Source organism: Victivallis lenta, assembly GCF_009695545.1.
Lineage (GTDB): Bacteria > Verrucomicrobiota > Lentisphaeria > Victivallales > Victivallaceae > Victivallis > Victivallis lenta.
In genome coordinates, this window is sequence record NZ_VUNS01000005.1 from 56,581 (window position 1) to 80,445 (window position 23,865).

Consider the following 23,865-nt stretch of genomic DNA (forward strand, 5'->3'; position numbering starts at 1 on the left):
GGCCATTGAGCTCTCCGGACGCAAAGATCGCTTCCCCGGGCGGCCGGAATTCCCCCTGTTATCGAATTCCCGTCAAGCCGGACCGCCGTTTTTTACTGCAATTCTCCATACACTCGATCATATAGCATATATTTATTGCCCGGCGATTCTCCATTCCGCCTGCCGGCGGCTGGAGAACCGGCGCCCCTCCTGCCGCGGAATCGGAACCGCAAACGGAAATGCCGCTTGCATTCCCCCGGAAATACCAGTATAGTAGAAAACGGAAGAACCATGCATCGGATTCTTTTATTGATTCACAACATTGATATGCAACAATCGGCAGGATATGCGATGGACGCCGGACAAAATAAAAATCAACGTATGGAATTCCGCAGAATCGGCGGTTCCTACCAGCAGGTGATCAGAACCGCCGCAGACCTGCGGCTGCTGCTGTCGCTCGATGAGGCGCATTGGGCGCTCAACAGCGTCAGTGTGGACTCCGTCCGCAGCGACGAACAGTTTCTGGCCTTTCTCGATGACGATATGAACCGGCAGATCCGGACCGACGAGGTCAAGCGCGCCGTCGGCTGGTTTCTCGGCATGATGAACGATTTTTCCGGTTTCGAGGCGGAAAGCGATGTGCTTGAACTCTCCGCTATCGACGCCGCCAGTCCGGAAGGCGCGCGGCTGCTCGACGCGGCGAAGCTCGTTCTCTCGAACATCGGCCGCGAAACCGACGGCAGGCTGTCGCTCGCCCAGATCCGCAACGACAAGGAGATCATCGCCTGCGCCCGTCAGAACGGCGACGGCATCATTCCGCCCGGAGCCGCCGACACGCCCGAAACGGCCGAGCTGGTCAATTCCGCGATGAAACTTTTCGGCAGCATCAAGGACATCTGCGGAGCGGAAGGCATCGACAGTGCCATTCTCGACCAATTCACGGCGGCGGCCACCGCGTATGTGAACTGGGTCGATGCACCGGCCGCGAATCCGGCCGCCCTGAAGCCGTTCGGAGACGATACAGCCGCCAGCTATGGAAAATTTTCCGCTTTGGAAAAAGAGCTCGACGACTATTTCATCGCCTGTGAGGCGCGCGTTTTCAGCCGTGAGGCGCCGGATCGGCTGCGCAAGGTCGAATCGACGATCGACCTGCTGAACAATCAGGCGATCCGGGACTTCTTCGCTTCTGCTCCGGTCGCGGAGCCGCGCCCGGACGAAACGCTCGATTTTTCGGCGAAGCTCAATCCGCTTAAACGCGACGCCCTGCTCGCCTTCGCCGCCGATGCCCATATCGGGGAGTTTCTGGTCGGAAACACTCTCTCCAACGACAACTGGAAGAAGCTGAAGGCCCGGTTTGCCCCGTATGCCGCCTGGGTTGCGGCGAAACCGAACAGCACATTCGACGGTTACGACCTCGACAGCCTGCGCCGTCAGACCGCGCCCGAAACCGTCGCCGCGCTGCGCGGCATGATTGCGGCCGACCTTGCAGTCGCACCTCGGATCGGCGCCTGCGAGCAGCTGCTCAAACTGATTCTGTTTCAGCGCTATCTGCTCGAATTTCTGAACAACTTCGTAAACCTGAGCCAGCTGTTCACTCCCGGCACGTCGTCGCTCCTGCAGGCCGGCATGCTCGTGATGGACGGGAGGAATTTCACCCTGGTGTCGATCGTCAAAAACGTCGCAGAGCACAAGGCGATCGTGAAGCTCAGCGACATCTGCGTCATCTATCTCGATGCGAGCACCGGCAAACCGGATGCGCAAAAGACGATGAAGCTGGCTGTGGCGGTCACCAGCGGCAATATTCGCAATCTTTTCATCAACAAGCACGGCATCTTTTTCTCCGCCGACGGAGAGTTGTGGGACGCCAAGATCATCGACCTTGTTCAACAGCCGGTTTCCATCTCCGAAGCGCTGCGCATGCCGTTCTACAAATTCGGCGAATTCATCGGCAACCAGGCCGACCGCTTTTTCTCGGCCCGGAGTCAGGAGGCGCAAAAGCAGCTCGAAACCAATTTCAATGCGGCCGCCACGGCGGCGACTGCGCCGCAAGCGGCTGCCGCGCCGAAAATGCAGACGCCGGCTGTTTCAGGTTCGATGCTGCTGATGGGCGGCGGCATCGGCATCGCCGCCCTCGGCAGTTCGATCGCATTCATCGTCAAACAGCTGGCGAATGTTTCGATCTGGAATGTCCTGGCGGTGCTTCTCGGCATCATACTTATTTTCGGCGGTCCGGTCGTGGCGGTTTCGCTCGTCAAGCTCTACCGCCGGAACCTGTCGCGCTTCCTTGAAGCGAACGGCTATGCCGTAAACCGGCCGATGCGGCTCAGCCGCCGGATGGGGGCAATCTTCACCTTCGTTCCGCCGATTCCGAATTCGAACTACATCAGGCGTGATCTCGTGGACCTCTTCAACAAGCCGTCCCGGAGCAGTAAAATCGTTAAGATTCTCTGCATCGTGCTTTTCGTCCTTCTCTGCGCCGCAGCGGGCTACTGGTGTTATAACCGCTTTTTCGCCCCGAAATCCGCTCCGGTCCCGGCTGTTCCGGCCGCCCCGGTCAAGCCGTCGCCGGCTCCGTCGCAGCCGGAAGCTCCGAAGCAGTAACCGGGTTGTGACTTAACCGCAATACTGCTGCCTGATGCGTCACGGAATTCGGAGGGGGGATTCAATTCCCCCTCCGAACTTTCTCCCGGCCGGCAATGCGGAAACAATCACCTTTGCAGACGGGAACAACTCGAAATCAGTTACTTTTCCGTTGAACAATTTGAACTGCACTTGATTTCGATGTATTTTCCTGTCAAGAAATTATCGAGTCATCCATATTGCCGGAAAATGCCACGGACAGTGCAACGAAATACAGTCGCAACGATGTTGAGAAAAGAAAAAAGTAATGCATGACTCTTATGATATTGCCGACCTGTGCAGAGAGCTGGAAGCGAAAAGGAAAGCCGTGGCGGTCCGTACCGGAGTTTTCACTTTATTTCTGGGGGGCGCCTATATTCTTATCGGATGCTTCGTCTGGGAGCAGATGGCCGCGCCGTGGCCGCCGGAGCGGCCGGCAATCGCATACCTGGTCGTTCTCGCCGCATGGCCGTTCCTGCTGGCGGCGGGGTTTGACAAGATCAACCTTCGACTGCTGACCCGCTGGCCCCGCTGTCCGGTATGCCGGAAAAAACTCGTTTTCTTTCAACCGGTGTCAAGACGCTGCCCGGAATGCCACAACGTGATCGTGTACGACCGCAGAAAACTCCTGCCGGGTTATACCCTCCCGCCGGAAGCAATGCGGATTCGCAATCCGAACCAGCCGGGTATTTCTATCGGTTTGGAGGTCGGCCAGTTGCTCCTGATGGTTATTGTCTGCATCCCGGCTCTCGTTGTGGGATTCTTCCTTTTTCCGGAAGACGGCGGCATGGATGTGGAGTCTCCGCGCTTGGCGGCTTGCTTTGTCATGGCTCTGGGAGTTTTCGTCATCCTTTATCGATTCATCGGAGTTGTCGGAGTTGAAAAACTTCTGGAATTGGCCGCGTGGCTTGATCGAAAATGCGACAGGCTCAATCGCAAACTGAATAAGAATTACAGGAGCATGATTCCCGATCCCGCACACCATTGTCCGCACTGTCACCGGGAGCCGGACCACCGGCTGGCGGCGGTCACCGGCAACTGCAGTGCCTGCGGTGCGCCACTTCTGGAAACCGCCCCGGAACCGGATACGCCGGAGATGATGGATTGGCGCAATTTACACCGTTATGGGAAAATTCAGCGTATCGGATTGTCTTTCATGCTCGGAGTCCTGCTGTCTTTTCTGATCTTGCAGATCATTTTTCAGAATGACCGGCGATACTGGGCGGCTGGCGGCATTCTGTTTCCGGGGATTCTCCTGTTCTGGTGGACAGTGGTACTATGGAGTTTGCGCCGGAAATGGCAGTTGAATTTCCGCTGTCCCGGGTGCCGCTACCAGAACGGGCCGTCGAACAATGTCAGCGCATGGCGCTTTCTGCTGCAGACCGGCCATTGCTGCAGGTGTCGCCGCAAGCTCGTCCGCGATGGTGAGTCCGGGAAAGGAGACGATCGTGCCTGAACTTCCTTCTTCTTCCCCTGAAAATTTTTCAAATGGTTGCGGTCAATGGAATGTCTCTGATCGTGTCATTACCTCGTTCTCACAGCAGGTGGCTGAGCATAACAAAACAGCAGTAATATGATCCAATTCCTCATCGATAGTCATATCGCTCAAAAGACCGAGGTCTTCTGTTATCCATTCCCTATCGCATTCCCCACCCATTTGCGGTTGTTCAACAAAGGTTTCCTTTCCAAAGCGATCTGTTGGCAGCATTAGTTCTCCGGGGAGCCCCGTGATCGATTCGATGACTTAAGCAACATGTTTATAATGAGATGGTAAGATATGATGATATGAAATGAGGTTTTCAACCGTATTCATCGTTTTAACAGGATCTCTGCCAGATATGATAGCATCGTTGTGCCGCTTTTTTTAATGCTCGAAAATTATGGATGTAATAATTGCATATGGCACCAGACAGATTGCTGTGACACAAAAAATTATTTTCATCCATATGATTCCTTGATTCGTATTAATTACGCTCGCATAAACATTTTAAGATACGCCAGTATCATACTTGTGGTTTGAGCTCGGAAGCATGATTTAAGTCATTGTCGGATAGATAGATTAGCCCCTTGTTACTTGGAGAGATTGGGAACAATTTTCAGTTCCAGCGGCTGCTGGCGTGGTCCGATTACCAGCTTCATTTTTTTCGGGATTGTATCCATGGAAGTAAAACTGTTGATCAGCAGCTGGTTCGACTTGCCACGGGAATCGGAAAACTCAAGGCGAACGTGATTGTTGGATATCTCCCGGGAAGAAGAATCAAGAGTTAAGAATCCGCGTACCTCCTGGCCGAGTGTAATATCCAGATACCGTGTTTTTTCTGATGGTTTTGCCAGAACTTTAATGACCTGTCTCCCATTCAAAGATTCCAATGCTCCGGAAAGAGTTTCCGGCTCGCTGCTCTCAAGTTTGAAATTGAGACGCGTGGTCAGGCTTTCATATTCCCGTCCGGCTCTTTCATCGTAAGGAGCGAGCAAAGCAAGATTCCGCACATATTCTTCACCGGTGGCGTAAACGTTTCCTTTCATCTCGTCATAGGCCTTGCTGAAATAAGATTCCGGCGTGTTCCCCCGCCAGGAAAGCTCGGCTTTTCCCGCAAGATAAAGATAATACCAATGGTCACGGTGTCCGAATGAATGAGCCAAACACCTCTGAATTGCAATGTGACCGCCTTGATTCGCCGCCTCGCGAATCAGCTCTTCCCGCCGGGCCTGCTGAGATGCCGGCAGCTGCATGGCCTGAAAGAATCCGCGATCCGGATTGTCTTTCCGGAGAGCCAGCAAATGATTCAGTACGGAGAGTTTCAATTCATTGATGTGCGACGACGAATTGGGGGAAGAATGGATAGCCGACCACTGGCAAAGCAGTTCTTTCGTCGGTACATTTTCATCGGGAATGACTTCCTGAAGAGCTTGAGCGTAGCCGAAATCCGTCTGATAGTGGGGGCACCCGTTCTTCTCAGCCTCGCTGCATATGACGACTGCTTCCTGAATCAGTTTCCGCGCCCGGACGGGATCGGGGTCGATGCCCAGAGAATTCTTCAACAGCAGTTTTGCCACCCGGAGTTTCGCGGGAACATATCCCAAGTCGGCAGCGTGCTGAAGTTCTTGAAACTTTTCCGGAGAAATCGCCACAACTCCTTCCGTCTTCAAATCCCACACATCGTTGCTGGAGCGATCTTCATAGGGCGTGAACGGCTCGGCCCACGCCTCGGCACACTCTCGTTCCCGCGCCATCTTCATTAGTTCAGACCGGACGGGTTCCGCTTGTTCCCGCCCGATCAGATAAAGGACCCGCGCAGCGACGCCGCCGATATTTCGCATTTTCTCCTCATAACACTCTTTCAGAGGACGAGTTCCCCGCAAAGGGATATCCTCCGGCATGGTCGACATCTCCCGGCCCCAGGCAAGGATTTGAACATGTTCTCCTGGAACGTTTGGAGGCAGGCGATATTTCTTCCAGATGTTGTTGTATTCATACAGATAGAACATAAAACCGGGAGTTCGTTCTCCCTGAAAGCTGCCGATAAAATTGCTGAAATAACGCGCTGCCTGAGAATAGTCGATCGGGACGCCGCTGTATCCCCGACTGCAGAGAAGGTAAAGATAGACCATTGCAAAATGATTTTTTTCTGCAATCTGCTTCACCTTCGCGACTGCGGCAGAATCATCGCCCCGGTCGAGAAGATCGAGCACAGGCTGAAACGCCATCAACTCCTCCCGGACCTGCTCGGCGTCCGGCATGATTCCCGCGACCTTTCCGGACAGGGCGCGCGGCTTCGGCTGAGCGGGTGCGCCTGCGGCAGGAAGCGCACCCGGCTTGAGCAAATCCGTCAGCCACATGGTAGAGGAAATCTGCCTCCGGGTGCCCATGATCACCGGGAATTCTGTTGTCAGAGAAAAAGGAGAGATTTCCACTCCCGCATTTTTTCCGGATGAACGGCTGTCTTTTCCATCTGGCTCATCCAGATATGCGCTGAGAGAAAACCTGCCAATGTGCAGTGTACGTCCGCACTGCTCGCATACCAAGTCTTCGGCATTGATTTCCAGCGGAAAGCGAAACGTCTGAAAATCCGGCTCCGCTGTACAAGAAAGGTCAAATTTCTTTTTTGGGGTTGTCCCATTGCATCGCTCGGTATCTGATGCATGAGAAGCGTAGAAGGTCAAAAAAGCCTTCAGGTGAGCGCTTTCTCCCCCTGCCGCCTTGATCTGAAAGGAGATCGAGTTCTTTTCGGAAGGTCGCAAGGATCTGCTGCGGAACATACACTCCACTCCGAAACGCTTTTTTTTGATCTGCAGTGTATTTTTCTTAAGCTCGTAACAATCCCGAGGTTCCTCCCTGAATGAGGAGAGCTGACTTCCCCGCATGAGGTCAAAACCTATCAGTGTCGCAACGGGTTCTCCGGCGAACAGACATCCGCAGACAACAGACAGCAAAACCATGCCGGCCTGCACACGGAAACAATTCATTCACAATCCCTCCAATTTTTCTTCGGAACGCGCAATCCTGCTTTTCAGGAAAAATACAACCGTAACAAATAACTTGTTTTTTTGCACCATGTTTCGCCTGTGGCCACCCGCGTGGAGAAACATTTTCAAGAGTGCGGCAGGCTACTATAGCCTCCACTTTTCCGATGTGCAAGCCTGGTGAAAAATATTCTGGCTGCATCCATGGAAAACGACCCTTTTGAAATTGCTCAGCCGGGTCTCCTCTGCGAAAATCAACAATGCTCTTATTTAGGATGAAAACCAACGATAAATCTCTTTCTTTCAATAGGTTTCCTGTTGAAATAATGCAAAATACAATGATCATTCCGCCGATCTTGCGGCTGGAATATATCGCCGCACTTGAAAAGGCCTATCGCAGCACAGATGACTTCATACAGTTTATCATTGCCCGTGAAATGGAGATGCTTCGGGAGCTGCTGCGGCTTCCCGGCCGTAGTCTTGAGGAAACAGAAGTTGCAATCTTGAGCGAAGGATCCGATTAAATATTAGGTTTTTGCGGGTTCATTCCGGCTGGCGGGTGCCGAATTTGGCTGAAGCGTTACAGAAGAGCCGTCCCACGGTAGAGCGCCATCTGCGGAAACTCCGCAATGCCGGTACCTTATGACAATGCAGTCGCAGAATCATTCTTTTTGTCTATGAAGGCTGAAGAATTGTCACATCACTTTTATGAGGAACCGGAAAAGCTATTCCAAGATGTGGCAGAGTATGTCGATTCCTTCAATTCCAAACGGATTCATTAAAAGTTGGGCTATAAAACGCCAGATCAAATTGAAGAGATGTATCGGGATGGCGAACTTGAACTGTTGAGTTCAGAAACTGAAGATTAAAAGAAAGAATCCCGACCGGGAGTAATTCCTGTCGGGATACCTTATATTGCTCAAACGAAACAGGACTGTCTAAGACAATCGTTGAAAATTTCGTTCTCATATCAAATGGCGGAGAGAGAGGGATTCGAACCCTCGGTACGGTTGCCCGTACAGCGATTTTCGAGACCGCCGCCTTCGACCGCTCAGCCATCTCTCCGCTTGCACCGTCCCTGCCGGAGCGGTGTGTCTTCATAAAATATCACCTCTTCGGGTAAAATCAACCCCGGATATGCAAAAAATATCTGAAAATCTTGTCGCATTTTGAAGGTCCAGCCGGATTTTTTCGGATAATGCGGGGATTTTCAGGCTTCCCCTTGTAAATGACGGGGAAATACGGTAAATTATATCGTGCGTTCATGTCAGTCAATGATGGGAGAGTTTATGAGCCTCGAATTTTTCAATACCATGGAGCGGCGCGTCGTTCCGTTTCATCCGATCCGGTCCGGCGAAGTCGGCATGTACACCTGCGGTCCCACCGTCTACAACTATGCGCATATCGGCAACTTCCGCGCCTATATGTTCGAGGACCTGCTGCGCCGCACGCTCGAGTTTTTCGGTTACCGGGTCCGCCAGGTCATGAACCTGACCGATGTGGACGACAAGACCATCCGCGATTCCCGGGCGGCCGGGATTCCGCTGCGCGATTTCACCGCGAAATACAAGAAGGCCTTTTTTGAGGATCTCAAAACCCTCAATATCGAACCGGCCGAAGTCTATCCGGCGGCGACCGACCACATCCCGCAGATGATCCGCCTGATCTCCGTCCTGATGGAGAAGGGGTACGCCTATCAGGCCGAGGATCAATCGATCTATTTCTCCATCGACAAGTTTCCGGATTACGGCAAGCTTGCGAAGATCGACCGCGAGAACCAGCGCTCCGGCGTCCGCATCCGCAATGACGAGTATGCGAAGGATTCCGTGGCCGACTTCGCGCTCTGGAAAGCGTGGGACGAACTCGACGGAGACGTCGCCTGGGAATCCCCGTGGGGCAAAGGGCGGCCGGGCTGGCATATCGAATGCAGCGCCATGTCCAGCGAATATCTCGGCGATGCGTTTGATATCCACACCGGCGGCATCGACAACATGTTCCCGCACCACGAGGATGAGATCGCTCAGAGCGAGGCTGCCACCGGGAAGAAATGGGTCAATTACTGGCTTCACTGCGCACACTTGATGGTCAACGGCGAGAAAATGTCGAAATCGCTCGGCAACTTCTACACGCTGCGCGATCTTGCCGGCATGGGCTGGAAGGGGCGCGAAATCCGCTGGGTGCTGATCGGCGCCCACTACCGCAGGAAGCTGAATTTCACGCTGGAGGCGCTGGGGCAGGCCCGGGAGACGCTGGCCCGTTTCGACGAATTCTTCGACCGCATGCGGTCGATTGACCGGGAAGGGGACGGCTCCGAGGCGGAGCTGGCCGTGTCGACCGCGGCCGCGGCTTTCTCGAGCGCGATCGCCGACGACCTGAACATCTCCGAGGCGCTTGCCGCGATGTTCGAGCTCCTGCGGTCCGGCAACAAGCTGGCCGACGCGGGCGGACTTTCGAAGGCCGGGGCGGAGAGGATTCTCGGCGCGTTCCGCCGTTTCGACTCCGTGATCGGCGCGCTTGAGGTGGATGCCGTCCGGTGCAATGAAGTCCCGCCGGAAGTGGTTCAGCTCGCCGAAGAGCGCAAGGCGGCGCGGCTTGCGAAGAATTTCGCCGAAAGCGACCGGCTCCGGGATGAAATCGCGAAGCTCGGCTATGTGGTCGAAGACCAGCCGAAGCAGGAATACCGGCTTAAGAAAGCCTGACGTCTCCCCCTGCGGATCGTTGGAGTTCCAGGGGGAGGGGCTGCCGGCCTCCTTTAACGGAATTCTAACGTTCCGGATACCGAAGCTGAACATTGTTGAAATATATTATGTTCATCCAACAGACAAAGAGGGGCTTGACATGGCGAAAGAAAAGATACTGGTAGTCGAGGATGAGGAAGCGATTCAGGAGCTGATCCGCTACAACCTGAACAAAGAGGGATTCGACCGGGTCAGGCTTTGCGACTCCGGCGAGGCTGCGCTGGCTCAGGCGGCCGAATTCAAACCGGATCTGATTCTGCTCGATCTGATGCTGCCCGGTATCGACGGCCTGTCGGTCTGCCGCCGCCTCCGCCGCGATGCGCGGACCGCCGCTGTGCCGATCATCATGCTGACCGCGAAATCCGAGGAGAGCGACATCGTGACCGGACTCGAAGTCGGCGCGGACGATTACCTGGCCAAGCCGTTCAGCCCGAAGGTGCTGATCGCCCGGATCAAGTCGGTTCTGCGCCGCGTCAACCCGACCGAACTTGAGGAGTCTTCGACTTCGCTCAAACGCGGTGTCCTCACCATGAACCGCGGCACCCGCGAAGCTGCGATCGACGGACATGCGCTTTCGCTTACCTTTTCGGAGTTCGAAATTCTTTATCTGCTCGCCCGCCGCCCGGGCTGGGTGTTCACGCGGAACCAGATCGTCAATGAAGTCAAGGGCGACGATTATCCGGTGACGGAGCGTGCGGTCGATGTGCAGATGGTCAGCCTGCGCCGCAAGCTTGGCGGCCACGGCGATCTGATCGAGACGGTCCGCGGCGTCGGCTACCGTTTCGCCCAGGAGTGAGGCGACGGAAAACGATGAAAAACGATCTGTTTCTCTCCTGGCCCGGCATATTCATCGCCGTGGCGCTTGTGTTCTCGGTCTTCGCATGGTGGCAGTCGAGTTCGCTTGAACAGCTCTATGTGGAGCGAACCGAGCGGGAGCTCGAGAGCCGGGGGCGGCTCTTTGCCGGAGAGGCGGCTCGGCTGGTCCGTGCCGGCGACCTGGCGGGGCTGCAGGAGTTCTTTTCGGCCGAGGGCAGGGCGACACGCACGCGGATTTCCCTGATTGCGGCGGACGGCGAAGTGATTGCCGACTCCGACGAGCAGCCGGGCAATATGGACAATCACGGACGGCGTCCCGAAGTCGTGGAGGCGATGCAGGCTTTCGCGAAGGGGGAGGGGAGCTATTCGGTGATCCGTCACAGTTCGACGAGCGGGCGCCGGATGATCTACTGCGCAATGCCGATTGCGATCGGCGACCGGCATTATGTGTTGCGGGCGGCCTTTTCGATTCATGAGATCGATGCGGTGCTGCGCCGGGCGCGGATGGATGTGCTCTGGGCCGTTCTGGTGACCATGCTGATTGCGGCCGGATTCTGCTGGTTTCTGTATCAGACCATTACCCGTCCGGTCCGGGCGCTCTGCGGCGCGTCGGCGCGGATCGCGGCGGGCGACCTCGATACGCGGTTGCCGGTGCCGCGGCGCGGCGCCATCCGCGAGCTCGGCGGCAGTGTCAGCCGCATGGCTGAGGAGCTCAAGGCGCGGATCGGTGAAATCACGCGCGAGAAGGGGGAACGCGACGCGATTTTCGCGGCGCTCTCGGAGGGGGTCGTCGTTCTCGACGTCGATGAGAACATCATCGACACGAACCGCGCTGCGCGGCGGATTTTCCAGATCAAGGGAGACCCCCGCAAACAGCCGGTCGGCGCGCTTCTGCGGAATGAGGCGCTGGCTGATTTTCTGAAGCGCCTGCGCGAGGGCGGCGAGCCGGCTGAGGCGGAATTCCCGTTTTCGCTGCCGAGCGGCGACAAGCAGCTCCGGGTGCGCGGCTGCACATTGCGCTGGAACGGAAACGACCGGCAGGGAATTCTGCTCGTGTTTTACGATATGACCCAGCTGCGCAAGCTCGAAAATTTCCGCCGGGACTTTGTGGCGAACGTGTCGCATGAGATCAAGACGCCGCTGACCGTGATCCGCGGCGCCGTCGAAACGCTGCAGGACGGCGCGATCAACGAACCGGAGAGCGCCCGCCGCTTCATGGAGATCATTTCAACCCACTCCGAGCGGCTCAACAATCTCGTGCAGGATATCCTGAGTTTGTCGCTGCTCGAATACCGCGCGTCGGGCGAGGGGTACGATCTGGTGAACTGCGATCTGTCGCTGCCGCTCGCCTCGGCGGTCAAGCTCGAACAGCCGCGCGCCGAGGAGGCCGGAATCCGGCTGGTGACCGAAATCGAAGCGAATCCGCAGGTCCGCATCGACGTGCAGCTGATCGAGCAGGCGGTCGTCAACCTGATTGACAATGCAATCAAGCACAGCGGTGAAAAGAGTGAAATACGGATTCGCCTCCATACCGAAGACGGCAATGCCGTGCTGTCGGTGACCGACCGCGGCTGCGGCATCGCCCCCGAGCATGTCGAGCGGCTGTTCGAGCGCTTCTACCGGGTCGACAAGGCGCGGAGCCGCAAGGCCGGCGGGACCGGGCTCGGCCTGGCGATCGTCAAGCATATCATGCAGCTGCACCGCGGTTCCGCCGAAGTGCGGAGCAGGCCCGGCGAGGGCAGCACGTTCCTGCTGCGGCTGCCGATTGTGAAAAGCGGATGTGCATCGGGCGCATCATAACGAAAGAGGAAAATCATGGCTCTGAACTGGCAGGCGTTCACGTCTCCCGTGCTGCTTCGCGGCGATGCGAAGACGGCATACCGCGATCCGGCGGTTTTCTACCGCAACGGATGCTTCTATCTGTATTTCACGCTGGTGGAGACGGAAGAGGACGGCACCGTCTATTTGTATCTGGCCATGACGACCAGCACCGACCTCGTACACTTCACTCCGGTCCGGAAGCTGTCGGAGCGGGACCGGGCGCTGAATTATTCGAGTCCCGGCAACATCATCCGCTTCGGCGGCCGTTTCTGCCTCTGCTGCCAGACCTACTGCCGCGAAAACGGCGAAAAGTACGGCAATGCGAACTGCCGGATCTGGCTGCGGCGTTCGGATGATCTGATCCACTGGGACGCTCCCGAGCTGCTGCGGGTCAAAGGGGATGCGGTTCCCGATGCGGAGATGGGGCGCATGATCGACCCGTATCTGCTTGAGGACAGGGAGGAACCCGGCAAATACTGGTGTTTTTTCAAACAGAACGGCGTGTCGCTGTCGCATTCGCGCGATCTCGTGCACTGGGAGTATGCCGGCCATGCCGACAGCGGTGAAAACGTCTGTGTCGAGGTGGTGGACGGCGAGTACTGGCTCTGGCATTCGCCGCCGAACGGGATCGGCCTGATGAAGAGCCGGAACCTCGTTGACTGGGAGCGTTCGCCGGAGCTGATCACGCTCGGGCAGGCGCATTGGCCGTGGGCGCGGGGGCGGCTGACGGCCGGAGTTGTCGCGGACCTGCGTTCCGTTCCGGAGGTCGGGAAGGCGCTGCTCTTTTTCCACGGGACCGGCCCGGAGGACGAGAGCGTGATTTTCGATCAGTACGCCTGCATCGGCTTCGCCTGGAGCGACGATCTGCTGAACTGGCAATATGTCGAATGAAGAGGGACCGGGAGCGGAGTCCCGGCGGAGCTTTTCTGCGGGAGAGGACAAGGCCGGCCGGGGGGAATATCCCGCTTTCCGGCCTGCCGTTCCCGCTGAAAAGGCGGTTACTTTTCGGCGTCGTGCGCCACGACCAGCGCATCGTATTCGAGCAGGTGGTCGCAGTAGATCTTCTTCAGGCCGTCGCCGTTGTCGCGCCAGTCACGCTGGAGCTCGGAGGCCATGGCGAACCAGGTGATCATCTGGGCGCCGGCCTGCTGCATGCGGGCGATGGCCGCGTTGCGGGTGGTCTTGTTGAAGGTGCCGGAGGCATCGACGACGACAAATACCTCGAAACCTTCGTTCAATGCCGAAAGCGCCGGAAAGGCGACGCAGACTTCGGTCACGATGCCGGCGATGACGAGCTGCTTGCGGCCGGTCGCCTTGACCGCCTTCACGAAGTCTTCGTTGTCCCACGCATTGATCTGGCCCGGGCGCGGAATGAACGGCGCGTTCGGGAACATCCTGCGGATTTCGGGCAGCAGGACGCCGTTCGGGCCCTGTTCGAAACTCGTGGTCAGCACGGTCGGCAGATTGAAATGCTTTGCAGTGTCGGCCACGGCCATGACGTTGTTCTTGAATTCGGCCGGCGTGAAATCCCGGACCAGCGACAGCAGCCCGACCTGATGGTCGATCAGCAGCATGGCGGCATCTTCTCTGTTTAATCTGGACATGATGACTCCTCCTCTTTTTATATTTGTCCGGCGGGATGCCGGACCTTGGCGCTTGCTCCGATTCCTCTCTCTTCGAAGATTAATCTAGCACGCGAACTTCCTTTGTCAAGCGCCGGGCCGGAAGGTTCGCATTTTTATATCGCATTTCCATCAATGAAATCCGGGCGAAACTGCGATTTTATCGTGCAAACTGCTTGTTTGTAAATGATTGCTGCATGGATTGCGACCATTTTTTTCGAAGGCGGAGGTGACATGCGTCAGGCAGACGGTTGTCCGTAATGAGTGCGAACCGGCTTGCGGGTGCACCCGGCCGGGCAGGCGCAGCGTGCAGAAAGGGAGATTACGGCGTTTTTCCGTTCATCCCGGCAGCTTCTGCGGTTCGGGGACCTGGGAGGAGCGGCTTCAGCAGTCGCTGTCTTTTGCCCGGGAATCCCCGCCGGAGCCGTCTTCCTTGAAGAAACGGATGGAGAGATCGGGAAAAATCCGCATCAGCGTCCCGAGCGGTATATTGCAGATGTTGCTTTTCCCGCTGTTGAAGCTGTTGATGATCGAGTAGCACACGCCGGTCTTCTCCGAGAGACGGCGCATGTTGCCGGCCTCGCGAATCGCCCTGGTCAGAGCCTGTTTTGCCTGTTTGTCCGGATGCATGAACGATAATCCAATCGATTGAATATAAGCAATCCACCATACGGCAGCTCCAGATTCCGCGACCTGACCGCATCTTGTTCCCGCGTCTCTTTCTCATTCTGCCGAATGTTTCATTAATAACGTAGTGCTTAAATAATAAAAGTAAAATGTCTGAGCTGAAAATATTGAATAGTCGATAATTTTTTGTAGCTGGTATTTGAGGATTTTTGACGGCAAGTACTTCATCGGCAGAAAGATACTCCTGATTTTATGGCCGGCGCGGAAAATACGGATCGCAAAGTTTACCGTTTGCGGAATTGTCCGGGAGTAATGCCGGTGCACTGCTTGAACTGGCGCGCGAAGGTATAGACGTCGGCATAGCCGAAGCGGTCGGCGATCTCTTTGAGCGGCAGGTCGCTGCCGGTCAGGAGGGACTGGATTTTTTCGATGCGCCGCCTGATTCGGTATTCGGCAGGCGGAACTTTGTAGGCGCGGGTGAAAAGCCGCCGGAACCGCGCATAGGAGAGCCCGAGCTCGGCGGCGACCGCTTCGACCGGAATCCGTTTCTCCGGGTCGCGCTCGAGCAGCGCGGCGCCGGCGGCAATGATGCCGTGGAGAGGATTCTGGCCGGATTCGTCGAGCAGCAGTTCGCAGAAAAAACGGAAAATCTCGTTCATGACCAGGATCAGCCGCTCCTCGCTCTCGCGTTCGAGCAGCCCGGTCAGTTCGTCGAACCGCCCGGCCAGCGCGGGACGGAGCCCGAGTTCGATGACCGGTTTCTCCGGAGTGATGAGCTTCCGCTCAAGCAGAATTCGGCCGTATTCGGCCGGCAGCGCGAAGTATTTGTCGGCGTAGAAGCCACGGTCGTGGTGCTGGTGATGCGGCACTCCCGGAAAACGGATCAGGAGCGACCCCGGAACGTAACGGCAGCGCCGCCCCGCCGCGTCGATGTAGAAGCCGCTGCCGGACAGGATGTAGCACGGATTCAGGAAGTCATTGCAGATGTCGCCGCGCAGTGCGGGCGCGGCGTTCTCCTGCACGGAGGTCCCCGCCTGGAGTCTGCCGTCGCAGCGGTAGATGCGTTTCGGCCGCAGATCGATGTTCGATTGTTGCATATGAGCAGATAAGACAAAAAAATTTATGTTTTGAACATTGGCGTTCGGCTTTTTATCCGGTATAATATAACAAATCCGTTCAACGAAAGCAAGGGGGATGCTCATGGAAAATACGAATATCGTCAACATCGTCAACTTCATCCGCGCCGTCGAGCCGCGTTTCCGGGAAGAGCCGGATCTGTTCGAGCCGGTCCGCCGGGAGATGGAGCTGGCGAAGCAGCATGCGCTGCCGGCCACCTGGCTGCTGCAGTACGACGCGCTGGTGAAGGGTCCGTATGTCGATTTCCTGAAACGGGAGATGCCGGAGAGCCACGAAGCCGGCTGCTGGTTCGAGGTCGTCGAAGAGCTGGCGGAGGCGGCCGGCATCCGCTGGCGGGGCCGCTGGTCGTGGGACTGGAACGTCGAAGTCGGCTTCTCCATCGGCTACACGCCGCGGGAGCGCGAGAGGCTTGCCGACGCCTATGTCGCCCGGTTTGCGGAGCTCTTCGGCCGCCCGCCCGCTTCGGTCGGCAGCTGGTGTTTCGATGCGCACCTTTTCAACTTCCTGCATGAGAAATACGGCATTGCCGCCGGATGCAACTGCAAAGACCAGTACGGTACCGACGGCTATACGCTCTGGGGCGGCTACTGGGCGAATGCCTACTATCCGAGCCGGAAGAACGCGTATCTGCCGGCGCAGAGCGAAGCGATGCAGATTCCGGTTCCGGTGTTCCGCATGCTCGGCAGCGACCCGCTCTACCAGTATTCGGCCGGAGTGGCCGGCAACGGGCAGCCGGTCATCACGCTCGAACCCGTCTACGAAGGGATCGGCGGCGGCAGCCGGGAGTGGGTGGACTGGTTCCTGCGCGAAAACTTCGGCGACGGACCGCATTTCGCGCTCTCCTACGCTCAGGCCGGGCAGGAGAATTCGTTCGGCTGGGAGCGGATCGGGCGCGGGCTGCCGTACCAGTTCCGGGAACTGGCGCGCCTCCGCGACGCCGGTAAAATCCGGGTCGAGACGCTCGAGGCGTCGGGGCGGTGGTTCCGCGGCCGCTACCCGGTTACGCCGGTCAGCGCGGTCGTTACGCTCGATGACTGGAAGAAGGAGAATCGCGCCGGAATCTGGTATCTGTCGCGGTTCGGCCGGGTGAATCTGTTCCGCGATGCGGACCGCGGGCTGGTCATCCGCGACTGGCAGCTGTTCCGCGAGTCGTATGCCGAGCCGTTCCTCGAACAGGCCTGCCCGTCGAATGTCTGCTGCTATGATGCGCTGCCGCTGGTGGACGGGAATCTCTGGAACCCGTCGGCGATCCGCTTCCCGGGCGGCCCCGGAACATTCGAATCGGTCGAGGATGCCGGAAACGAACGCATGCGGATCGTCTGGAAAAGCGATGCGGGCGGCCGCACCGTCATCCTGCTCGGCCCCGAATCGGTCGAGATCGAGTTTCCGGCCGAAGGGGAGGCGCTGCTGTTCGACTGCAATGTGCGCGGTGCCGAATATCACCGTACCGCGATCTTCCACCGCGACGGCGCGCTGCGTTACCGCCATTGCGGCGAGGATTACGGATTCCGGGCGGAAAAGGGGAGCATCGTCCGCGACGGCGGCCGCGAATTCGCCTTCCGGCTCGCCGCCGACGGCCGGAAACTGGTTCTTGCCGCGGAGTGATGACCGCCGGAAAAGTGACGGGGAGCCGGCCCGGCCGAAAGCGCCGTGCCGTTCCCCGTCTATCGAATCAGCCGTTTTCACAGAACGGGCTGTCAGCGGCCGGGGAATCCCGGCCGGCGGACTCAATATAGCATGTCCGGAACTCCGCCGCAAGCGGGCATTCCCTGAAATCGTCGAATTCGCTCATACCGTCAGCGACGCGGCATAATCCGAAAGGGAGTTGTCGCGGGCGCCCATGATGACGACGGCGTCGCCGGATTCGGGCTTCAGCGCGAGGAAATCGGCCAGCGTGTCGCGGTCAGGGAACACCATGAACCGTTCGGGACGGCTGGTCCGGCTTTTCCAGTCGGCGGCGACCTCTTCCGCCGTCGGCGAAAAGCTCGAAGTCCCGCCCGCGTAAAACGGAGTCAGCAGGATGAAGCGATCCTTCGGGCGCAGGAATTCATCGAGGTAGAGGAACAGCTGGTCGCGCATGAAGCCGAACGGCTTGTAGCCGTGCGGCTGAAATACGGCGTAGAGATTGCCGGGGGCGATTTCACGCATGGCCTTGAGGCAGGAGAGAATTTTCTCCGGGTTGTGCGCATAGTCGTCGTAAACCGCCGCGCCTTTGACGGTCACGCCGGCGAAGTCGTTGCGCCGCCAGACGCCGTCGAACCGTTCGAGGGCCTCGAGCAGCTCCTCTTCCGGGGCGATTTCCAGCATTTCGAGGAGTGCGAGAACGGCCAGCGCGTTCAGCGCGGTGTGGAATCCGGGCTGCGGCAGCACGATGCGGCGCTCCCCTGTGAAGGCGGCCAGGAAAGACGAACTCTCAATGCGGAAATCCTCCGAACGCATGCCGTAAAAAGAGAGCATGTTGTTGGCCCCGATGGTATCCTCCACGGCACGGTCGCCGGTCGGGGCCAGCTCGGAACGGCGGCCCCGGACGTAGATCGTTTCCGGCCGGGTCACTTTGCGGTAGTCGGTGACCGCGTACTGCGAGTCCCGGCGCGGTTTCGCATCGAAGACGCGGACGGCGAGCCGCCGGGGGAGGGCTTCTCTGACCGCCTCGTAGACCTCCCGCTCGAGGACGGCGCCCTTCTTCACCTGCTTCAGGAACTGCGTAAAGACGCGGATCAGCTCCTCCCGGTCGTAGTGGTCGGTTCCCAGGTTCAGAATGACCGCATAGTCCGGCGAATAGCGCAGCAGGCTCTTGTCGCTTTCGTCGGCTTCAAAGACGAAGAAGTCCTTTTCGCCGGGCCGGTAGTTGCCCGCGAAGCGGCCGCCGCGGAACCGCTTCGACAGCGCCCCGTTCAGGCAGCATGGATCGGCGCCGAGGTTGGTCAGCGCTTCGGCCAGGTAGGCGGTCACCGTGCTTTTGCCGCAGCTCCCGGTTACGGCGACGGTATTGCCGAAGCCGAGCTCCCCGACCAGCTGCGACAGGAGCTCGGCGCGGTGGAGGCGCGGAATGCCCTCTCCGGCCAGGAAGTCGGGGTTGCTCTCTTCGATGGCGGTCGAGTAGACGAGCGCATCGGGGCGGCTGCTTTGTTCGAGGTAGGAGCCGTCCTGCGGGTAAATTTCGATTTTCTGGAGGCGCAGCGCATCGATGATGCGGGCGTTTTCGGGATGGTCCGCGTCGCGGTCGCTGCCGGTCACGGTGAAACCGTGGTCCTTGCACATGGCGGCGAGTCCGCTCATGCCGATGCCGCCGATTCCGATGAAGTGCAGATGTTTCATTGTCCAGCCGGGGTTCTGTTGTTTTCGGGCAGCAGCGCGGGGTCGGGCGGGATGTTCATATGCCGGAGCACCCGCTGCGACACGCGCTTGAAGGTCGGCACCGCCACGGTGGCGGCATAGTAGGCGCCGGTCGGCTCGTCCATCGTGACGAGCATGACGAAGGCCGGATCGCGCGCCGGAACGAAGCCGACGAAACTTGAAAAATATTTTCCGCCCACATACCCCCGGCCCGGAATATATTTCCGGCTCGTGCCGGTTTTGCCGGCAACTTCGTAGCCGGGGAGGGCCGCTTTATAAGCGGTACCGCCCTTCTGGGTCACCTTGATCATCATATCGATCAGCTCGCGATGCTTCTCGGGGTGGTCGAAAAGCTGGACGGGCTCGCTCACCGGAATGTGCTGGATTTCACCGGTCGAGGGGTCTTCGACGCGGTCGACGAGCCGGAGCTGCGGCATGCGGCCGCCGTTGGCCAGTGCGCAGTAGGCGCGCAGCATCTGCAGCGGAGTCACCCGAATGCCGTAACCGATCGGAAAGCGCGTGATCGACAGCCCGTCCCACTTCGAGACGCGCGGCAGGTAGCCGCTGGTTTCGGTACGGAAGGGCAGGTTGGTTTTTTCTCCGAAGCCGAACATGCGCAGCGCCTGGTAGACGCGCTCCTCTCCAAGTTTCATGGCGACCTTCGCGGTTCCGATGTTGCTCGATTTCTGAATGACGCCGGCCACGGTCAGCTTGTCGTACGGGTGGGAATCGCGCAGCGGTTTGCCGAGGTAGATCCAGGTTCCCTTGTCGCAGTCGATTTCGGTTTCCGGAGTGACGAACCCCCAGTCGAGCGCCTTGCCGATCGTGAAGGGCTTGATGATCGAGCCGGGCTCGATGCTGTCTTCGGCGATGCGGGTGCGTCCGGCGGCATCGGTGTAGGTCGAGCGGTCGTTCGGGTCGAAGGTCGGGCGCTGGGCCATGGCCAGCACATTGCCGGTCTTCGGGTCGACGATCGCGGCATAGAGCGTCGCCGGCTTCCACTCCGCGAAGGAGGCGTCGAGCTCTTCCTCGAGAATGGACTGGATCGGTTCGCTGATGGTCAAATAGAGATTCCGCCCGTCCCGCGCCTCCTCCGACACATGGGGGCCGTAGAGCAGCGGGCGGCCGATCCGGTCGCGCTCGTAGATTTCGCGCCCGAACTGCGCGGTCATCTGCTTGTCGAAATATTTCTCGAGCCCGATCTGGGCGACGTCGCTGTCGTCGACCACGTTCGTGAAGCCTAGTACGTTGGAGAGCAGCGAACCTTTCGGATAGGCGCGCATGTAGGAGTCCTGGAAGAAGAGCGCATTGAGCTTGTTGAGTCTGGCGATCTCGCGCACCTGAGCGGCTTTTTCGAGCGACACGCCGCGGGCGATCATCGCGTAGCGGTTCGGAACCGTTTCGGGGGTGCCGTCTTCCTTCAGCACGACGTTGCCGTCCTCATCCTTCTTCGTGCGGGTGGGAACGAGCCGGTCGTAGAAATCCTGGTAGCTCTTTTCCGGGAACTCGGCGGCGAGCAGATAGGCGAGGCGCTGCCGCTGCCCCGGTTTTTTCAGATGGGACGGGTCGGCGGTGATGTGGACGCACGGAACGTTGCTGACCAGCAGATTCCCGTGAAAATCGAAAATTTCGCCGCGCTTGCCGGCCGTCACTTTCGTCGTCGTATACCTGGCGCGCGCTTTTTCCAGATAGAATTCGTGCTGCACGACCTGAATGAAGTAGAGCCGGACCGCCAGAACGATCACAACCGGAATGAACAGGATTGCAACCCAGCGGATCCGGTTCCGGATCTTGTCGTTGGTGCTCTGCATGCGGACCTCCGCCGGGAACGTCAGTTGCGCCCGTTCGGACGGACCCGCCGGGCGGACGCCACCGATTCGAGCGGGACCAGCTCGGCCTGCTGCGGCGTCAGAAGCGCCATGCGGCCGACCTGGCCCGGTGCGGGTTCGCGCAGCCCGAGCTTGAACTGTTCGATCTTGCCGCGGATGTGCTCCCAGCGGGAGAGCTGTTCGCGGCGGATGCGGAGCTGGGCGATCTCGCGTTCGGTCTTTTCGATCTGCTGGCCGGTTTTGCGGATCGCGCGATCCGTTTCCGAAATCTTCTGGTTCAGATAGATGTAGATGTTCAGAAACGCCGCGATGATACCGAGGAAGAATGCGAACTTGACGACGGCCGCGAGTCTCGCACCGAGAGTCGATGCGGCGGTCTGCGCGCTTTTGCGCTGCTTTTTTAATTTTCCCGGTTGAATGTTCATGACTTCCCCCGTGCCTGCTCCTGATTTCTATATCAATTATTATTTTCTTCTAAATGATTTTTTCCGCGACTCTCAGCTTCGCGGGCGCGCTGCGCCGGTTTTTCTCCAGCTCTTCCGGTCCTGCGGTCACGGCTTTGCGGGTGACGACCCGCAGGGCCGGAATCTTCCCGCAGATGCAGACCGGCAGACCCGGCGGACAGCTGCAGCTTGCAGCTTCGTCCCGGAAGAAATTCTTCACGATCCGGTCTTCGAGCGAGTGAAAGCTGATCACCGCCAGACGCCCCTCCCGGTTCAGCAGTTCCGTCGCGGCGGGCAGCGCCCGCTCAAGTTCGCCGAGTTCGTCGTTCACCGCGATCCGCAGCGCCTGGAAAACGAGCGTGGGCGCCGGGAGCTGCCCCGGACGGCTCCGGCCGAGCACCCCGTCGCACAGGGCGACGAGGTCCGATGTCACCGCGAACGGTTTCTCCTGCCGGGCCCTGACTACCGCCGCCGCGAGCTTCCGCGATTTGGCGACTTCGCCGTATTCGCGGAAAATCCGCTCGAGTTCGCGCTCCGCCGCCGTATTCAGCAGGCGGCTGGCCGTGAGTTCCGAGCGGCGGTCCATCCGCATGTCGAGCGGTCCCTCCGCCCTCCACGAGAAACCGCGTTCCGGGCGGTCGATCTGCGGCGATGAGACGCCGATGTCGAGCAGGATGCCGTCGACTTTCTTCCAGCCGTTCTCTGCGGCGATCCCCGCCAGCTCCGAATAGTTGCCGCGGACGAAACGGGTCCGGCCGGAGGCGAAAGCAAGCGTTTCGGCCGCTTTCGCCAGCGCGGCTTCGTCCCGGTCGATGCCGAGCAGCGCAAGCTGCGGATACCGCCGGAGCAGCATCGCGCTGTGGCCGCCGCCGCCGAGTGTCCCGTCGATCAGCCGGGCCGGCCGGTCCGCCGGAAAGGTCAGGAACTCGAGCACCTCGGCTCCGAGCACCGGAATATGTTCAAACAGCTCCGCCATTACAGCCGGTCCTTTTTATTGATCGCATCGGCCAGCAATGAGGCGATGCCGTCGCCTTCGTCGCTGACCTTCTGGATTTCGTCCAGATACATGTTCAACGTTCCTTCGTCGTCCGGAATCTGCCAGTTTTCCGGCGCCGAAAGACGGATATGGGTTACGGCCCCGATGAGCTTGAGCTGGTTCTTCACCTCGATCTCATCGAGCATTTTCCGGTCGAGGGCGATGCGTCCCTGCTTGTCGCAGCGGCACTGGCGCGACCGCGAACCGAGGTACGCGAGCGCCATCTGCATCTTGGGATTCGCAATCGCGAGCTTCGTCGCCTTCTTGACGAAATCAAGAAAGGTCTGAATCGGCAGCAGCACGAGCGCCTTGCCGCGGGCCGGAATCATCACCAGCTCCGTAGCACCTTCCGGGTTCCGCCAGTCGCTCGGAAGCGTGACGCGGCACTGGGCGTCCAACGCGTGGTCGTACTCGCCCAGATAAAGCCCCTGAAAAAGACTCGTCCCCGTCACTGCCATCCTAAATGCCCCTAAATAACCCTATCTATACCTATTTTACTACATATTTTGTTTTTTTCAACCTGCAATGCGATATTTTTATTGTTTTTTTGAATGAAAAAGGCATTGAAAGAGATGAACTTGCGATGGAAAAGCGTCCGTTGCCGTGCTGCTGTTTGCTTCGGAAACGGAAAAGAGGCGGGGGAGGCGATGGGGAAACGGTCCGGAAACGGGTGGAAAAGGGGAGTGCGGGAACGGAGAATTCCGCTGATGCCGCCGGGGCTTCTGCTGATCGGACACTCCTGGCTCCTGCTGACTTACTTCGTGCCGGTCACGGACGGCGTCGATCGGAACGGTTACCATATTTCTGCCCGGATGTTCAATCTCGACGGCGTTTTTTACCGGAAGACGGCGGATGATCTGCAATATGTCGGCCATATACGGCGCTGGACGCTTTATCCGGTTTATCTCCATGAATCCGCGCGAGATTGCGAAGGCGGTCGAGCGTTTTCCGGGCAGCCGGGCGTCCGGGCTGCAGAGAGTGCGTGCTGAAGTACTGGCGAAGGAGCTCGGTTCGCTCGGCCACGGACCGCTCCCGGCTTGTCTGCGCGACTTTTTCGGGGAGAAGCAAACGCCTGTGAGCTCGTGCGCCTCGGGGAGCGCCGCCGGACGGTGCTTCCCGTCGCCGGCAGCGCTTCGCTGCTGACGGCGGAGCGCGGCGAAATCCTGAGCCGGGTGAACCCGGAGAACGATCAGGAACCGGCAGGGCGCGGCGGGCCGGGCGGAACATGCGCGAAAAACTGCGGGCCGAGAATGCGAAGCTCCGGAAGGAGCTTGAGGCGCAGAAGCGGAAGCCGCCGCCCGCAGACCCGAAGTGAGAGCGGACGCGCTCTCCGGGGATTGTATTCTTCGTTCCGGCGGTGTATTTTATAAGATATACCTTTAATTCCGGATGAAACTG

At 58.6% G+C, this 23,865-nt stretch carries 22 protein-coding genes and 1 tRNA gene; 12 read left to right on the top strand and 11 right to left on the bottom strand.

Features of this window, described 5'->3' with window-relative positions; all coding sequences use genetic code 11:
* Nucleotides 1–360: 360 nt before the first annotated feature.
* Nucleotides 361–2,580, top strand: a complete 2,220-nt coding sequence (locus tag FYJ85_RS06600; RefSeq protein WP_154417426.1) for a hypothetical protein — start codon at nucleotides 361–363, stop codon at nucleotides 2,578–2,580.
* A 286-nt stretch (nucleotides 2,581–2,866) separates the two neighbouring features.
* A complete protein-coding gene (locus FYJ85_RS06605; protein ID WP_154417428.1) occupies nucleotides 2,867–4,054 on the top strand; it encodes a hypothetical protein in 1,188 nt (395 codons plus the stop codon).
* 42 nt (nucleotides 4,055–4,096) lie between these two features.
* Here the strand turns inward: FYJ85_RS06605 and FYJ85_RS06610 are convergent, their stop codons facing one another.
* Both FYJ85_RS06610 and FYJ85_RS06615 read right to left on the bottom strand, forming a co-directional pair.
* The gene (locus tag FYJ85_RS06610; RefSeq protein WP_154417430.1) at nucleotides 4,097–4,306 is read right to left on the bottom strand and encodes a hypothetical protein; all 210 of its coding nucleotides are present in this window, start codon (nucleotides 4,304–4,306) and stop codon (nucleotides 4,097–4,099) included.
* Nucleotides 4,307–4,668: 362 nt separating this feature from the next.
* The gene (locus tag FYJ85_RS06615) at nucleotides 4,669–7,065 is read right to left on the bottom strand and encodes a hypothetical protein (protein WP_154417432.1); all 2,397 of its coding nucleotides are present in this window, start codon (nucleotides 7,063–7,065) and stop codon (nucleotides 4,669–4,671) included.
* 272 nt (nucleotides 7,066–7,337) lie between these two features.
* On the opposite strand from FYJ85_RS06615, the gene FYJ85_RS06620 reads away from it, so the two are divergent.
* From FYJ85_RS06620 to FYJ85_RS24385, 3 genes are read left to right on the top strand one after another with little or no spacing between them, the layout of a single operon-like run.
* Nucleotides 7,338–7,586, top strand: coding sequence for a hypothetical protein (locus FYJ85_RS06620; protein WP_154417434.1), 249 nt, complete (start codon nucleotides 7,338–7,340; stop codon nucleotides 7,584–7,586).
* A gap of 35 nt (nucleotides 7,587–7,621) precedes the next feature.
* On the top strand, nucleotides 7,622–7,708 hold the full coding sequence (locus FYJ85_RS24380; protein ID WP_420856455.1) for an ArsR family transcriptional regulator: 87 nt from the start codon (nucleotides 7,622–7,624) through the stop codon (nucleotides 7,706–7,708).
* On the top strand, nucleotides 7,692–7,844 hold the full coding sequence (locus FYJ85_RS24385) for an IS3 family transposase (protein ID WP_154417438.1): 153 nt from the start codon (nucleotides 7,692–7,694) through the stop codon (nucleotides 7,842–7,844). Before FYJ85_RS24380 ends, FYJ85_RS24385 begins: the two co-directional genes overlap by 17 nt.
* 193 nt (nucleotides 7,845–8,037) lie before the next feature.
* Here FYJ85_RS24385 and FYJ85_RS06635 read toward each other — a convergent pair.
* Nucleotides 8,038–8,127 (bottom strand) — tRNA-Ser (locus FYJ85_RS06635).
* Between the two features lie 224 nt (nucleotides 8,128–8,351).
* Between FYJ85_RS06635 and cysS the strand changes: the two genes are divergently transcribed.
* The 4 genes from cysS (at nucleotide 8,352) to FYJ85_RS06655 (ending at nucleotide 13,328) form a co-directional block, all read left to right on the top strand.
* Nucleotides 8,352–9,761 (top strand): cysteine--tRNA ligase, encoded by a 1,410-nt coding sequence (gene cysS / locus FYJ85_RS06640; protein WP_106052383.1) that lies wholly within the window; start codon nucleotides 8,352–8,354, stop codon nucleotides 9,759–9,761.
* A gap of 139 nt (nucleotides 9,762–9,900) precedes the next feature.
* Nucleotides 9,901–10,596, top strand: a complete 696-nt coding sequence (locus FYJ85_RS06645; RefSeq protein WP_106052381.1) for a response regulator — start codon at nucleotides 9,901–9,903, stop codon at nucleotides 10,594–10,596.
* A 14-nt stretch (nucleotides 10,597–10,610) separates the two neighbouring features.
* Nucleotides 10,611–12,416: a HAMP domain-containing sensor histidine kinase gene (locus FYJ85_RS06650; protein WP_106052380.1), complete on the top strand. Its 1,806-nt coding sequence runs from the start codon at nucleotides 10,611–10,613 to the stop codon at nucleotides 12,414–12,416.
* 15 nt (nucleotides 12,417–12,431) lie between these two features.
* Nucleotides 12,432–13,328, top strand: coding sequence for a glycoside hydrolase family protein (locus FYJ85_RS06655; RefSeq protein ID WP_106052379.1), 897 nt, complete (start codon nucleotides 12,432–12,434; stop codon nucleotides 13,326–13,328).
* A gap of 107 nt (nucleotides 13,329–13,435) precedes the next feature.
* Here the strand turns inward: FYJ85_RS06655 and ycaC are convergent, their stop codons facing one another.
* The 3 genes from ycaC to FYJ85_RS06670 all read right to left on the bottom strand — a co-directional run bounded on the left by ycaC (nucleotide 13,436) and on the right by FYJ85_RS06670 (nucleotide 15,783).
* Nucleotides 13,436–14,041, bottom strand: coding sequence for an isochorismate family cysteine hydrolase YcaC (ycaC, locus tag FYJ85_RS06660; RefSeq protein ID WP_106052377.1), 606 nt, complete (start codon nucleotides 14,039–14,041; stop codon nucleotides 13,436–13,438).
* Between the two features lie 402 nt (nucleotides 14,042–14,443).
* Nucleotides 14,444–14,689 (bottom strand): hypothetical protein, encoded by a 246-nt coding sequence (locus FYJ85_RS06665; RefSeq protein WP_106052376.1) that lies wholly within the window; start codon nucleotides 14,687–14,689, stop codon nucleotides 14,444–14,446.
* Between the two features lie 281 nt (nucleotides 14,690–14,970).
* Nucleotides 14,971–15,783: a helix-turn-helix domain-containing protein gene (locus FYJ85_RS06670; protein ID WP_158703770.1), complete on the bottom strand. Its 813-nt coding sequence runs from the start codon at nucleotides 15,781–15,783 to the stop codon at nucleotides 14,971–14,973.
* A 103-nt stretch (nucleotides 15,784–15,886) separates the two neighbouring features.
* Here FYJ85_RS06670 and FYJ85_RS22995 point away from each other — a divergent pair, with 103 nt between their 5' ends.
* Nucleotides 15,887–17,428: a hypothetical protein gene (locus FYJ85_RS22995; protein ID WP_206213004.1), complete on the top strand. Its 1,542-nt coding sequence runs from the start codon at nucleotides 15,887–15,889 to the stop codon at nucleotides 17,426–17,428.
* A gap of 183 nt (nucleotides 17,429–17,611) precedes the next feature.
* On the opposite strand, the gene FYJ85_RS06675 is transcribed toward FYJ85_RS22995, so the two are convergent.
* From FYJ85_RS06675 to FYJ85_RS06695, 5 genes are read right to left on the bottom strand one after another with little or no spacing between them, the layout of a single operon-like run.
* Nucleotides 17,612–19,141, bottom strand: coding sequence for a glutamate ligase domain-containing protein (locus FYJ85_RS06675; RefSeq protein ID WP_154417440.1), 1,530 nt, complete (start codon nucleotides 19,139–19,141; stop codon nucleotides 17,612–17,614).
* On the bottom strand, nucleotides 19,138–20,970 hold the full coding sequence (locus FYJ85_RS06680; RefSeq protein WP_106052370.1) for a peptidoglycan D,D-transpeptidase FtsI family protein: 1,833 nt from the start codon (nucleotides 20,968–20,970) through the stop codon (nucleotides 19,138–19,140). The genes FYJ85_RS06675 and FYJ85_RS06680 overlap by 4 nt, the downstream gene beginning before the upstream one ends.
* Before the next feature lie 20 nt (nucleotides 20,971–20,990).
* Complete coding sequence (locus FYJ85_RS06685) at nucleotides 20,991–21,413, bottom strand: hypothetical protein (RefSeq protein WP_106052369.1); 423 nt, start codon at nucleotides 21,411–21,413, stop codon at nucleotides 20,991–20,993.
* A gap of 49 nt (nucleotides 21,414–21,462) precedes the next feature.
* A complete protein-coding gene (gene rsmH / locus FYJ85_RS06690; protein ID WP_154417442.1) occupies nucleotides 21,463–22,407 on the bottom strand; it encodes a 16S rRNA (cytosine(1402)-N(4))-methyltransferase RsmH in 945 nt (314 codons plus the stop codon).
* Nucleotides 22,407–22,925, bottom strand: coding sequence for a division/cell wall cluster transcriptional repressor MraZ (locus tag FYJ85_RS06695; RefSeq protein WP_106052366.1), 519 nt, complete (start codon nucleotides 22,923–22,925; stop codon nucleotides 22,407–22,409). Before FYJ85_RS06695 ends, rsmH begins: the two co-directional genes overlap by 1 nt.
* Nucleotides 22,926–23,150: 225 nt before the next feature.
* Here FYJ85_RS06695 and FYJ85_RS06700 point away from each other — a divergent pair, with 225 nt between their 5' ends.
* Both FYJ85_RS06700 and FYJ85_RS06705 read left to right on the top strand, forming a co-directional pair.
* Complete coding sequence (locus FYJ85_RS06700; protein ID WP_154417444.1) at nucleotides 23,151–23,456, top strand: hypothetical protein; 306 nt, start codon at nucleotides 23,151–23,153, stop codon at nucleotides 23,454–23,456.
* Complete coding sequence (locus FYJ85_RS06705; protein ID WP_154417446.1) at nucleotides 23,446–23,610, top strand: hypothetical protein; 165 nt, start codon at nucleotides 23,446–23,448, stop codon at nucleotides 23,608–23,610. The genes FYJ85_RS06700 and FYJ85_RS06705 overlap by 11 nt, the downstream gene beginning before the upstream one ends.
* Nucleotides 23,611–23,865: the final 255 nt, after the last annotated feature.